The sequence below is a fragment of the Winogradskyella aurantiaca genome (assembly GCF_003362725.1).
In the GTDB taxonomy this organism is placed as follows: domain Bacteria; phylum Bacteroidota; class Bacteroidia; order Flavobacteriales; family Flavobacteriaceae; genus Winogradskyella_A; species Winogradskyella_A aurantiaca.
This window is the reverse complement of the sequence record NZ_QKTV01000001.1, coordinates 408,487-421,675: the sequence shown is the minus strand read 5'-3', so window position 1 is coordinate 421,675 and position 13,189 is coordinate 408,487. Positions and strand designations below refer to the sequence as shown.

The following is a 13,189-nucleotide window of genomic DNA, read 5'->3' as shown; positions in this document are numbered from 1 at the left end:
CTGTTGCTGATCGAATGTAATTTGATGGTTTACACAGTTTTAATATATTTGTTCAGGTAGCCCCTTAAGATACAACTATGGCCAACAGAATGCGTCCCTTGACTTTGCCAATGCTTTTATTGGTGGTATTCCAATTTGGGTACGCGCAATATGGATTTACAAATGAAGTTGGAGGTTTTGTTGGTGCCTACAACTTGAGATCTGATTTTGGGGAAAATCAAAATCGTGAAGCGGCCACAAATACGGGGTTTGCAGTAGGATTAATGCACTACATCAATTTTGCCTATCGTCGAAATTACAATTTCCAAAATTTTCAAGGTTATTTTAACGAACACTTCAAGGTAAGATCTGAAATTTCATATGCCCAAAGTAACCTTAAACATTATGGAACTTGGGTAGATGAAACCAGAACAAGCGAAAATGCCGAGCGACTAAGACGACACACAGGTAAAACACAGAATTTCAATATTGGTTCTCAATTGGTCTTCTATCCTATTGAAATACGTGGGTTTGAAAATGGCACTAATAGCTTTCTACCCTTTATGGCCCTGGGAGTTCAATACACTTTTTACAAACCGGAAGTGTATACAACCTACGGCGATGGGGACATAAGAAACTTAGATAACTTTTATCTTCCTTGGCAAGTTGACGAGGATCCCTTTTTAAGCACACAAAATGGTAGTACCTTTTCAATTGTAGGTAGTGCAGGAACTCGCTATAAATTGACTCCTTTAACTGATCTCGTATTAGAGTTGCGTTGGCAATATTATTTTGATGATTGGGTAGATGGCTTAAACCATAAATTGCCTTCTAATCAAAATAATGATTGGGCCATATGGCTTAACCTGGGCTATGTGATTTATTGGGAACGTTAATTATCCTATCGCCTGTTTTAAATCTGCGATTAAATCCTCCTTATCCTCAATTCCCACACTCAATCTTATAAGACTATCAACGACACCAGATTTTTCTCTTAGTTCTTTTGGAATGCTGGCATGAGTCATACTCGCGGGATGCCCCGCTAAGGACTCCACCCCACCTAAGGATTCCGCCAGGGTGAATATTTTAAGATTTTCAACAATTTTTATCGCTTCATCAAAATCGTTCCCTTTGGTAACAAAAGACACCATGCCGCCAAAATCATTCATTTGTGCTTTGGCAATATCATGATTGGGATGTGTTTCAAATCCTGGCCAGTATACTTTTTCAATTTTGGGATGTGCGGCTAAATATTCTGCAACAGCGCGACCATTTTCACAATGACGTTGCATACGAACATGCAGGGTTTTAATTCCTCTAAGTGCTAGAAAACTGTCCTGAGGACCGCAAACTGCACCACTGGCATTTTGAATAAAATAGAGTTTCTCCGCAAGGGCATCATCCTTAACTGCCAGTGCTCCCATAACAAGATCACTATGTCCGCCTATGTATTTAGTCGCCGAATGCATAACGATATCCGCCCCTAAATCCAATGGTTGTTGTAAATATGGAGTCGCAAACGTATTGTCAACCGCTAAAAGCACTTCATGTTTCTTTGCAATTCGGGCCGTAGCTTCGATATCAATAACATTCATCATAGGATTGGTTGGAGTCTCTACCCAAATAAGCTTTGTGTTATTATTGATATAAGACTCAATCACATCCGCATTTTCCATTCCAATGAAATGAAACTTAATTCCAAAATCCTCATAAATCTTCGTGAATAATCGATACGATCCACCGTAAAGATCATTTGTAGACACCACCTCATCACCAGGGCTTAATAGTTTGATAACAGCATCAATGGCAGCAAGACCAGAGGCAAACGCCAATCCATGATTGCCATTTTCAATACTTGCTAATGCATTTTCAAGGGCATGCCTTGTTGGATTATGGGTTCTTGAATATTCATAACCTTTATGGCCACCAGGAGTTGATTGTGCATAAGTTGATGTTTGATAAATGGGAGGCATTACAGCTCCATAGGCTTTATCATGCTCTTGTCCACCGTGAATGGTCTTGGTATTAAATTTCATAGTTCCTGAAAATTTGATGCTTAGTCGAAGTAATTTATAAACATGACAAAACTAGCCGTTTATTGGTTGTATTCAAAAGTTAGTTTTACCTTTAATCTATGTTTAACAAAACACCTTGAAGTTGAAGTATTTTGTTCTCCTTTTTTGTTTGGGTCTACTGATGACCAGTTGTTTATCAGATTCAAATGATAATGCGTATACTACAGAATCATTTTCTGTTAATGACTTTCCTAATATTAAAGCCAATATTGTTTTTGTTTCCGATGAGAACTCTGAGTCTCAAAAAATTAATCAAGTCATTATTGATAGTACTTTAGCTTCCTTTTATCTGGATAAACCAGTTAATAACATACAGGAGGCACTTGACAGCTTCGTTGCCAATTATAAAAGCTTTAAAGACGATTTTCCAGATTCAAGCGGGGTATGGGAACTCATTGTTGAGACCGAGGTGGTTTTTGAGTCCGAAACTATTATTTCTTACTCAATTAACACCTATACCTATACTGGAGGCGCTCATGGAAATGACAAAATAATTCTCTTAAATTTCGATGCTTCTACTGGGACAATTTTAAATCAAGAGAATCTATTTTTGGACTCAAATAAGCTCAAATCGGTAGCAGAATCATTTTTTATCAAATCGCAGAAAGAATCCTCAGATACATTTAAAATGGAAGACTATTTCTTTGGTCAGGAGTTTCAACTACCAGAGAATATGAGCTACAGCGATGATGGGTTTTTAATGCTGTATAATGTTTACGAAATAGCCTCATATGCACAGGGCTATACCGAGTTTGTCATCCCCTACGATGAACTAGAAGGCATCCTCAGGATTTCACCTTATTAACAGGTTTGGTCAGTCTTCTTATAATGGGCTCTACTGTTAATCCCTGACCTATAATTGATGCAACTACCACCACATAAGTAATTACCAAAAACAACTCCCGATGCATGTCTCTAGACAAGCTCAATGCCAGAGCAATGGATATTCCTCCTCGCAAACCTCCCCAAGTCATGATGACATTGGTTTTTGGAACAAAATCCAATCTTTTGGCAAAAGCCTTAACCGGTAACCATAACGATGCATAACGACATAACAAGATAATTGGAATGGCCAGAAGCCCTGCCATGATATAGTTATTATCTAAGGTTAGCACTAGCATTTCCATTCCAATCATTACAAACAATAAGGTATTAAGAAGCACATCAATTAGTTCCCAAAACTTGTCCACATAGGTTTCAGTGACTTCAGACATAGCCGTATTTCTAACAGTGTCGTTACCAACCACAAGACCAGCAGCCACCATTGCTAAGGGCGCCGATAAGTGAAATTTATGCGCTACTGCTGTTCCACCCATTACAGCTGCTAATGTTAAAATTACTTCTATTTCATAACTATCAATTGACTTCATTAATTTGTAGGTAAGCCAACCCAATAGTAGGCCTAGTGCCAATCCTCCAATAACTTCCTGACCAAATAAGGTTACTATATCTGAAATATCCAATGGGACCCCTGGTTTAGCAGCAATAGCAAAAATGGTAAGAAAAACAACCACTCCTACACCATCATTGAACAGTGACTCACCAACAATTTTAGTTTCAAGTTTTTTAGGTGCACCTGCTTTTTTAAGAATGCCTAATACAGCAATGGGATCAGTTGGAGAAATTAAAGCTCCAAATAACAAACAATTGATAAAGGTAACCTCAAAGCCCAACCACTGCAGCACATAAAACATGGAGGTTCCTACTAAAAACGTAGATACTACAACACCAAAAGTTGCAAATGCCAATATGGGCCCCCTTTGTACTTTCAATTGAGAAAAGTTAGTATGTAATGCCCCAGCAAACAATAAGAAACTAAGCATAATGTCCAGTAAAACCGTTTCAAAATCAATACTTTGAATAAATTCCTTTTCTCGAAGTAATAAGGTGTTATCAAACTGACCAATGAACAAAACTACTGAGGTAAATAAAATGGTAACTACCATTAAACCAATGGTTAAGGGCAACTTTAAAAAACGAACATTGATGTAACCGAATGCTGCCGAGAGCACAACTAATACAGTCACAATTGAATAGTAATCCATAAAATATACCGTTGAATGGTTAGGAGATTAGTTTAGCTTTTTTTTAAACGGCAAATCATTAATTAACAATTACCTTGCAGCGCAAAATTAGCCAATTAAACTTCAATAAACATAGATGAAAAAAATATACTACCTGAGTACCTGTGATACTTGTAAAAGAATCATGAATTCGGTTAACATAAGTGAAGAATTTCACATTCAGGATCTAAAATCCAATCCAATCTCACAAACAGACTTGGAAAAGCTGCATGAGTTCACTGGCAGTTATGAATCTCTATTTAATAAGAGATCCAGGCTTTACAAAGAACGCGGTTTAAAGGATAAGAATCTCAGCGAAATGGATTTTAAAGCATTGCTTCTTGAGCACTATACCTTTTTGAAAAGACCGGTATTTATTGCTGGTGATAAGATTTTCATTGGGAATAGCAAATCAACAATTACTGCTCTTGCAGCTGAACTCAATGAGTAGAAAAACAGCATTAGTTGCCCTTGTTACTGTACAATTATTGTATGGTTTAAACTACACGTTTGCGAAGACCGTGATTAATGATGGTTATGTAGGTGCTTTTGGCTTTGTGGTGCTCCGTGTTGTGGGTGCATTAATCCTCTTTTGGCTATTGAGTCTCTTTCTACCAAAAGAAAAGATTGATAAACGTGATTATCTTAGATTTATAGTGGCTGCGATATTTGGCGTTTTTATAAACATGCTCCTGTTTCTAAAAGGGTTGGAATTAACCTCCCCCATTCATGCCTCCTCCATCATGACTATCACACCAGTAATTATTCTTATACTCTCCTATTTTATTCTAAATGAAGCCCTAACCAAACGGAAAATTTTTGGCGTGTTTCTGGCCTTTGCAGGTGCCTTAGTCCTCACTATTTATGGAAAATCGGTAAGAGCTGCAGACAATGTTTTTCTTGGCAATACCTTTATTTTTATCAATGCCGTGTCCTATAGCATTTATGTAATTCTTATAAAACAGTTAACCACAAAATACCATCCGCTAACATTTATAAAATGGTTGTTTTTGTTTGGTGCCTTTATGGTGTTCCCGTTTGGTTATGAAGAATTAACTGAAATCAAATTAAACACCTACACCAACTACGCTTATTTTAGCATTGCCTTTGTAGTACTGGGGGCTACCTTTGGCACCTACCTCCTTAACCCATTAGCACTTAGTAAATTGAAGGCCTCAACTGTTGGTGCCTTTGTATATTTACAACCAGCGATCGCTGGGATCTTTGCTATTGTTATGGGAGTGGATCAAATGGATACAGTCAAAATGCTGGCTATGCTTATCATTTTTACAGGAGTATTTTTGGCTAGTAAAAAACCTAAGGCTACAGCCTAGTCGATAATGGTTTCGGCTTAACTCCAAATTTTCGAGTATCCTCTTTGGTTAACAGCTTAAATGAATCAGCCTTTGGAAACTTCTCTCCTAACTCTAATAAGTCCTGAGGAAGTCCTGTGAGTTTTCTGGTCTTAAGGTCAATCCAAGCGCCTAACATCTGGCAATGAGCCAAATGCTCTCCTTTGTGATTGTAGAAATCATGATCAAAACTAAAGAACATACCATCTTCACTTAAACCTGATACTTCTATAGTCACCTGAATTGGAGTCCCTAGAAAAGACTCTTTAAAGTAGTACATGTGTTCATAAAAAACGACCGGACCAAGACCATTTTTCTGAATGGTTTTCATACTGAACCCGTGATCTCCAAAAAAGGACATCCGCGCATGACTCATAAAGTTAGTATAAGCAGAATTTGCTAAATGCCCATTGGCATCAACATCACTCCAGCGTATTTCGAATTGTTTTGAAAACATACTTGCTTTTTTTAAAGGTTCAAAAATAATAAAACTAAAGATTGAAACTGTTAAGTAGATGTTAGTATAAAAATCCTCTAACCCGCCCAATTTTGTACCTTTGGGCACTAATTTAATTTGTAAATGATACAATCAATGACTGGCTATGGGAAGACTGTAATTCAGCTTCCTACGCGCAAAATATCCATTGAGATCAAATCTCTCAATAGTAAAAATCTGGACCTCAATGCCAGAATGCCTTCTACCTATCGCGTAAAAGAACTTGAAATAAGAAAGCGAATCGCCGCAAAACTTGTAAGGGGCAAGGTTGATTTTGCATTGTATGTGGATGTTACAGGAGAGGAAACCTCATCCAGTATAAACAAATCTGTTGTAGGCTCATATATGAATCAACTACGTGAGGTTGCCCAGGCGACTGAAGGTGAGTTACTGCAAATGGCCATTAGATTACCCGATGCTATTAATACAGAACGTGAGGATATAAATGAAGATGAATGGAAGCAATTATCAGAGGTCATTGACACTACCTTGGACAAATTAGTACAATACCGTACAGAAGAGGGGACTAGTCTCAAATTAGATTTTGAAAAAAGAATAGAGAATTTGAATTCTTTATTGAAAGAAGTCGCCTTAATCGATCCTGAACGTATTGAAAATGTCCGTGTCAAACTCGAAAAAGGAGTTAGTGATATTAAAGAAAAGGTTGATGAAAATAGATTTGAACAAGAACTGATCTATTACATTGAAAAATTTGATATCACGGAAGAGAAAGTACGACTTAGCAATCATTTAGATTATTTCGTTAGCACCCTCGGATCTAAGGATTCTAATGGTAAAAAGCTTGGTTTTATATGTCAAGAAATAGGACGTGAAATCAATACCATTGGGTCTAAAGCCAATTTCGCCCCAATGCAAAAATTGGTTGTGCAAATGAAAGACGAGTTAGAGAAGATAAAAGAACAAATGTTAAACGTCCTGTAATTACCCCTATGTCAGCACCAAAAGGAAAACTTATTGTTTTTTCAGCCCCGTCTGGATCAGGAAAAACAACCATAGTAAGGCATCTTTTAAAACAACCGGAGCTCAATCTGGAATTTTCCATTTCAGCCACTTCAAGAGAAAGTAGAGGACAAGAAGTAGATGGGAAAGATTACTATTTCTTGAGTCTTGAAGAGTTTAAAAATAAAATCAGAAATGATGAATTCTTAGAATGGGAAGAAGTTTATAGAGACAATTTTTATGGCACTTTAAAATCAGAAATTGAGCGCATTTGGAGCAAGGGCAAACACGTTATTTTTGATATTGATGTTACCGGGGGGCTTCGTATAAAGAAGAAATTCCCAGAAGAAACTCTAGCTGTTTTTGTCAAACCCCCCAATTTAAATGAGTTGATAAGACGTCTTAAAGACCGTGGTGAAGAGTCTCAGGACAAAATAAACATGCGGGTTGCTAAGGCACCTGTAGAATTGGCAACAGCTCCTCAATTTGATACAATTGTTGTTAATACAGATCTGGACAAGGCGTTAGAAGACGCCTATAACCTTGTTGCTAATTTTATCAATGATTAGGATATGAACATTGGTCTTTTTTTTGGAACCTTTAACCCCATCCATGTTGGCCACCTGATCATTGCCAATCACATGGTTGAACACAGTCAATTAGATGAAGTGTGGTTGGTAGTGACACCTTTAAGTCCATTTAAAAAGAAAAACAGTCTTCTTGACAATCATCAACGTTTAGAAATGGTATACAGGGCTACGGAAGATTTTCCTAAACTTAGACCTTCGGACATCGAATTTAACCTTCCCCAACCAAATTATACCATCAAAACGCTATTGTATTTAAAAGAAAAGTTTCCTGAACATGATTTCTCATTAATCATGGGTGAGGACAATTTAGCATCATTTCATAAATGGAAAAATTATGAAGAGATCCTTAATCAACACCATATTTTTGTCTATCCAAGAATAAAAAGCAAGCCTGTAAAAGAAGAATTCCTGAATAATAAGAAAATTTTTAACATTTCAGCCCCTATTTTAGAGTTGTCTTCTACCTTCATAAGGCAGGAAATAAAGGCCAACAGAAATATTAAGCCTATGCTACCTGTTAAAGTTTGGGAGTACCTCGATGAAATGAACTTTTATCGGTAGATTTGTAAGAATTTTAAACCCCCTTTTCGAAATTCTTGTGTTATGTTAAATGAAATCGTATTTATCTCGGTTATTGTTGCTTTTATAACAATCAAACTTAAAGATATAAGTCTAAGGCAAAAGCTTAATCAGAATAAAGAAAGACGCTTATTACTGTCAGGTGGATTGGTGGTTTTATTTCTCCTTTCCAGTGTTACCTTCCCCTTTCCGCAATCCCTATATTGGTTTATAGTTTTGGGCATTCTGTTTTTGGTTGTTCTTATTTCATCCGATATTATTAAACTAGAATGGAAAAGGCAATTAGCGTTACCTTTTAATAAGAGGGTTATTAATGTACTATTTTATTCGTTACTATTTGTCTTTATCAACATCTATATCTAAAAATGATAGAAGGCATTTTTTAAGTGTTCTAGTTCCTGGTGTTCATTTGTTTTAATTATTGCTATAATATCAAATCGCACTTCAAGGTCAAGACTTTCTTCTAATATATATGCATCAACTGCTTTAACCAGGTTCTGTATTTGTCTTGGTTTTACAAAGTCCTGTGGATTCCCAAACTCTCTGGATGTTCTTGTTTTTACTTCAACCGCGGCAAGAATGCCATTTTTTTCAGCAAGGATATCTACTTCAGCTCTTTCAAATCTGTAATTTCTTGCTCGAACATTGTAGCCTTGAGCTATCAAATAATCCACAGCCAACTGCTCTCCATTTTTACCAAGTTCATAATGCTGTGCCATAATTCTAAGTTATTTAAAATAATAGTACCTTTAATATTAAGCACCGTATATATCATTGGACGCACCGTTCGCATTTATAGATAAGGCCCCAGTACTGCTCATTTTCTTTATTCATGGGATTGTATTTTCATGCTTATGTTTAAAAAAAGGGATACAATATCAAAATTTGAGTAGCCTATGGCTGAGTTTGTTACTGTTTCTATGTGCTCTCTATATAACCCCTTATATGCTAGGTTATGCCGGTTGGTATGGTTATTCAGATACCACAACAGAAATCTTATTCTTCATACCTTTTATGCAGGTTCTCGTGATTGGTCCGGTGGTTTACTTTTATATTCGAAGCTTACTCAATCCCTCGTTCCGATTCTCCCGAAAAGACTGTATACATTTTATTCCTGGAATCCTCTATCTTTTATATTCTATAGTCGTTTTTATCACTGACAAAATTATATTGGATGAATTCTATTTTTACGCTGACGGCAGAGACAAAGATCTGAAAGCCTGGTATCAGATTCTTGGATTGTTTTCTATGCTCTATTATTTAGTCTTAAGCCTTAGAACCTATTTATCTTATAAGAACATTATTTTTAATGTTGTCAGTTACGCCGATTCCATATTATTTCGATGGATTCAAAATTTCCTGATAGCGTTGCTCTTATTTGTAGTGCTTCGCATTGTTTTTTTCTTTACCAACCCCCAGTGGGAAAATTTTGGAAGTCAATTTTGGTATTACTTATCCTTTGGCTTTATCATGCTTTACATATCCATTAGCGGGTATGCCCAGTCTGTGAAATCAATTGCCATACCACCAGCTAAGGTTGAACCAAACTTTGAAGAACTAGAGGACGAGAAAACATCAGCTGTTGCGGTTGACATTGATAAATGGTATAATCAAATTGTAAACATTCTGGAGGGGAAAAAAATATTCCAAAACCCGCAATTAACACTTTTAGACGTGGCCAAAGAACTCAATACCAATTCTAAGACCATCTCCTCATCTATTAATTTGGGGGCCAAAATGAACTTTAATGATTTTATTAATCATTATCGTATAGAGGCCATTAAAGGTAAACTCCGGAATGGAGAACATCAACAGACCACCTTACTAGGAATCGCTTTAGAATCAGGATTCAATAGTAAAGCCACTTTCAATCGAGCATTTAAAAAGAGCACAGGTATAACGCCTAAGAATTTTATTGAAAATCTTTCCTGAAAAAAGGTCTCAAATCAAGATTTGAAGCGCACGGTCAGGCTTGATTTTAGAGTTTTGAAGAAAATAATTCTCATTATGAAAAACATATTTCTACTTCTCATCAATATTACAGTATTAACTGCTCAGTCACAGCTTCCCCTGCGTCAAATTGACTCCATCATCGCATCACAAATCAACGAAACAGGTCCAGGTATTATGGTAGGTATCGTCAAAGACGGTAATATCATTTATGAAAAGTATCGAGGCCTTGCCAATCTCGAACATCAGGTGAAAGTGAGTCCAAAAACCAGATCCAACATTGCCTCCACCGCCAAACAATTTACGGCATTGATGATTTTAGAACTAGCAATGGAGAATAAACTTCAGCTTGAAGATGATATAAGAAAGTACCTGCCTAATTTGTATACAAATATAGAAGAGAAGATAAAAATTCGTCACCTTATCAATCATACCAGCGGTATCAGAGATTATGTTGAATTAATGAGTTTACAAGGGGATGTCTGGTGGAAACGCGTAGGACTGGATAATGATGATGTCATAAATCTATTGGAGCAACAAGAAGATATTGGGTTTAAACCTGGATCTAGATACTCCTATAGTAATTCTGGTTATGTAATTCTAGCGAAACTTATTGAAACTGTCACGGATCAGAAATTCACAGATTATTCCGATACCTTTTTTAGAAAACTCGGAATGAATGACACTTCGTTTATAAAACGCTATATGGGTGTCATTCCCAATAAGGCAGCTCCATATTCAGATTGGGGTTATGGTGAATTATTTCATTCCATATCCGTAACCAAGACTGCTGGTGAAGGTTTTTTGTATACCACTCTTAAAGACCAGTTAGTATTTGAACAAGCCATACAAAATGCTACCAAGGACAATAACCAATTGTTGATTACAAGTCAATTGCCCATTCCAAGTAGTGAAATAAATAGTTATGGTTTTGGATTAAAGTTGGACGATCGTCTCGGACGAAAAGCCGTTCATCACGATGGTGTCACCAATGCTTATAATACTCAAACACTTCGGTTTCCTGAAGAGAACTTGTCAATTTTTATCATGAGTAATAATGGCAATATAAGAAGCGACAACCTTGCTGATGACATTGCTCAGCTAATGCTTCCTAAGCAAGAATTCAAGGTGGCGTATGACGCAGCCTTATTGGATGCTAAAAATTCTAAGGAACTCTATAAATGTGAAGGCAGCTATTATACGGCCAGTGGTTATTTAACCCGAATAGAAGAGGAAGACAATAAACTTTACTTTCTACAAGGTAAATACCTCAGATTAGGACTGACTCAGGAAGGGAATAACACTTATCATTTTGATCAGGACCAGACTCAAAAGATTCGTTTCTACAAGGATAAAATGACGGTATTCTATCCATCAGGAAAATCATTTACCTATCAAAAAACAAATACTATTGCAGCAAGTCCTGAAGATTTAGAAGCCTTAACAGGAAGTTATAATAATTCAGAACTAAACATAAGTTTTGACCTTGTTCTTAATCAAGATAAGGGACTGCATTTTTCATTTTCAAATGAAGACCGTGAAGAAGAAGTAACCATCTTTAACAGAGATGATTTATTAGCTGGAGAAAATTATAACTTAAAAGTAATTCGTGATAAGTATAACCGCGTTATTGAGCTTAAGTTAAGCTATGATCGGGCTAAAAATATGAGTTTTAAAAAGGCAACAAACCTTAAATTTCAACCGAAAATACAGACTGATATTGGATCCATGCAGGTAAGTACCATCAAATCAGCAGATGGAACATCCTCCGATATTTTATTAACCGCCAACTACCCTAATGGCAATGAGATTTTCTTTAAACGCCTTGGTGGGTCTAGTTATGATAAAGCCAGCTCCATTCTCGCTACAGATGATGGCTATTTAATTATAGGGTCTACCAGCTCTTTTGGAAACGGTAATTACGATATGTATGTCATTAAAACTGATAAAGATGGAAAACAGCAGTGGCAAAATACCTATGGGGGTTTCTACAACGAGTACGGATTTAGTGGAGAATTAACCGATACTGGATACCTACTTAAAGGGTCCAAACAAAACTGTGATAATAATACAGACATTAACAGAAAATGCCACTCCAATATTTGGTTTGTTGAGATCGATAAAAACGGAAACGAACTTTCAAGTTCCTTACTCGAAAAAATCACTAAAACTTAATAGTAGAATTATCCTTGTTGACTTTAAGAGTTATGTTTCTTCCAAGAACTAAGGCTCTATTGTCTTTTTCATGGCCTGCAGGCATATTAAAAGCAACTGGGATATCATATTCTGCCAATACATCTAGGATCAACTGTTCAATAGAGGTGCCCCATTGGGTCGTATTCTTTCGAAGCTTACTGAAATCCCCAACGATTACCCCAGCGCAATTTTCAAAATACCCAGCGCGTTTTAAACTCTGAAGCATCCGGTCTATATGGTACTTATACTCCCCTATTTCCTCGATAAACAAAATCTTACCTGTAGTATCGATGCTGGACTTCGAACCTAACATGGTATGCAACATAGTTAAATTTCCACCTACTAAGGGCCCTGTAGCACTTCCAATTTTGTTATAGTTGGACCCTTCAAGAGTATAAATACCCAAGTTCCCAAAAAGAGCTTGTTTAAATGTGGCCACACTATTCTCGATACCCTCTAGATCTTCTGTTAAACTCACACACATTAAAGCATGGATGGATTCCAAACTATGGTTATGTAACTCATTATGAAGAGCCGTGATATCACTATATCCAATAATCCACTTAGGCTGTTGTTTGATTTTGGTGAAATCAAGTTGATCCAATATACGAACCGTTCCATAACCTCCTCTGGCACACCAAATTGCACTAATAGTTGGATCATCCATTGCCTCTTGTAGATCCTGAGCCCTTTGGGCATCGGTTCCCGCAAAATGATGGTTTTGCTCAAAAACATACTCTCCAACCACAACCTCTAAACCCCAGGATCTAAGAAGTTGTTCCGCTTGTCTCACCTCACCTTCTTTACTTTTCAAAATTCCAGATGGAGCTATAATAGCCACTTTATCACCTGCTTTTAGATAAGGCGGTTGTGCAAATTCTGTGACGCTCATACTATTGCGAGTTTCAAAAGACTGTCCCCAGGAAATTGCAAAAATCATAAGACCTAA

Annotated in this window: 15 protein-coding genes; 10 read left to right on the top strand and 5 right to left on the bottom strand. The window is 36.7% G+C overall.

Features of this window, described 5'->3' with window-relative positions; translation table 11 throughout:
• The first annotated feature begins 77 nt into the window (after positions 1–77).
• The gene (locus tag DN064_RS01990; RefSeq protein ID WP_115460929.1) at positions 78–875 is read left to right on the top strand and encodes a THC0290_0291 family protein; all 798 of its coding nucleotides are present in this window, start codon (positions 78–80) and stop codon (positions 873–875) included.
• On the opposite strand, the gene DN064_RS01985 is transcribed toward DN064_RS01990, so the two are convergent.
• On the bottom strand, positions 876–2,015 hold the full coding sequence (locus DN064_RS01985; RefSeq protein WP_115460928.1) for a cystathionine gamma-synthase: 1,140 nt from the start codon (positions 2,013–2,015) through the stop codon (positions 876–878).
• A gap of 121 nt (positions 2,016–2,136) precedes the next feature.
• Here DN064_RS01985 and DN064_RS01980 point away from each other — a divergent pair, with 121 nt between their 5' ends.
• Positions 2,137–2,859, top strand: a complete 723-nt coding sequence (locus DN064_RS01980) for a DUF3298 and DUF4163 domain-containing protein (protein WP_157962202.1) — start codon at positions 2,137–2,139, stop codon at positions 2,857–2,859.
• Here the strand turns inward: DN064_RS01980 and DN064_RS01975 are convergent.
• On the bottom strand, positions 2,840–4,099 hold the full coding sequence (locus DN064_RS01975) for a cation:proton antiporter (RefSeq protein WP_115460926.1): 1,260 nt from the start codon (positions 4,097–4,099) through the stop codon (positions 2,840–2,842). The genes DN064_RS01980 and DN064_RS01975 overlap by 20 nt on opposite strands.
• 115 nt (positions 4,100–4,214) lie before the next feature.
• On the opposite strand from DN064_RS01975, the gene DN064_RS01970 reads away from it, so the two are divergent.
• Both DN064_RS01970 and DN064_RS01965 read left to right on the top strand, forming a co-directional pair.
• Positions 4,215–4,568: an arsenate reductase family protein gene (locus tag DN064_RS01970; RefSeq protein ID WP_115460925.1), complete on the top strand. Its 354-nt coding sequence runs from the start codon at positions 4,215–4,217 to the stop codon at positions 4,566–4,568.
• Positions 4,561–5,451 (top strand): DMT family transporter, encoded by an 891-nt coding sequence (locus DN064_RS01965; protein WP_115460924.1) that lies wholly within the window; start codon positions 4,561–4,563, stop codon positions 5,449–5,451. The genes DN064_RS01970 and DN064_RS01965 overlap by 8 nt, the downstream gene beginning before the upstream one ends.
• Here DN064_RS01965 and DN064_RS01960 read toward each other — a convergent pair.
• Positions 5,441–5,926, bottom strand: coding sequence for an acyl-CoA thioesterase (locus DN064_RS01960; protein ID WP_115461359.1), 486 nt, complete (start codon positions 5,924–5,926; stop codon positions 5,441–5,443). The two genes, DN064_RS01965 and DN064_RS01960, sit on opposite strands and share 11 nt — an antisense overlap.
• Positions 5,927–6,049: 123 nt before the next feature.
• Here DN064_RS01960 and DN064_RS01955 point away from each other — a divergent pair, with 123 nt between their 5' ends.
• Genes DN064_RS01955 through DN064_RS01940 form a run of 4 tightly spaced genes read left to right on the top strand, consistent with a single transcriptional unit; the run spans position 6,050 to position 8,457 of the window.
• Positions 6,050–6,907, top strand: coding sequence for a YicC/YloC family endoribonuclease (locus DN064_RS01955; protein ID WP_115460923.1), 858 nt, complete (start codon positions 6,050–6,052; stop codon positions 6,905–6,907).
• 8 nt (positions 6,908–6,915) lie between these two features.
• Positions 6,916–7,494 (top strand): guanylate kinase, encoded by a 579-nt coding sequence (gene gmk, locus DN064_RS01950; protein ID WP_115460922.1) that lies wholly within the window; start codon positions 6,916–6,918, stop codon positions 7,492–7,494.
• Positions 7,495–7,497: 3 nt separating this feature from the next.
• The gene (gene nadD / locus DN064_RS01945) at positions 7,498–8,076 is read left to right on the top strand and encodes a nicotinate (nicotinamide) nucleotide adenylyltransferase (protein WP_115460921.1); all 579 of its coding nucleotides are present in this window, start codon (positions 7,498–7,500) and stop codon (positions 8,074–8,076) included.
• Between the two features lie 42 nt (positions 8,077–8,118).
• Entirely contained in the window at positions 8,119–8,457 is a 339-nt protein-coding gene (locus DN064_RS01940; protein ID WP_115460920.1) for a hypothetical protein, read from the top strand.
• Here the strand turns inward: DN064_RS01940 and DN064_RS01935 are convergent.
• Entirely contained in the window at positions 8,454–8,813 is a 360-nt protein-coding gene (locus DN064_RS01935) for a YraN family protein (RefSeq protein ID WP_115460919.1), read from the bottom strand. The two genes, DN064_RS01940 and DN064_RS01935, sit on opposite strands and share 4 nt — an antisense overlap.
• A gap of 226 nt (positions 8,814–9,039) precedes the next feature.
• Here DN064_RS01935 and DN064_RS01930 point away from each other — a divergent pair, with 226 nt between their 5' ends.
• Together DN064_RS01930 and DN064_RS01925 are read left to right on the top strand one after the other, a co-directional pair.
• Positions 9,040–10,026 (top strand): helix-turn-helix domain-containing protein, encoded by a 987-nt coding sequence (locus DN064_RS01930; RefSeq protein ID WP_232827344.1) that lies wholly within the window; start codon positions 9,040–9,042, stop codon positions 10,024–10,026.
• Positions 10,027–10,101: 75 nt separating this feature from the next.
• Positions 10,102–12,219 (top strand): serine hydrolase domain-containing protein, encoded by a 2,118-nt coding sequence (locus DN064_RS01925; RefSeq protein WP_115460917.1) that lies wholly within the window; start codon positions 10,102–10,104, stop codon positions 12,217–12,219.
• On the opposite strand, the gene DN064_RS01920 is transcribed toward DN064_RS01925, so the two are convergent.
• On the bottom strand, positions 12,209–13,180 hold the full coding sequence (locus DN064_RS01920) for a S66 peptidase family protein (protein ID WP_115460916.1): 972 nt from the start codon (positions 13,178–13,180) through the stop codon (positions 12,209–12,211). The genes DN064_RS01925 and DN064_RS01920 overlap by 11 nt on opposite strands.
• Between the last annotated feature and the right edge of the window lie 9 nt (positions 13,181–13,189).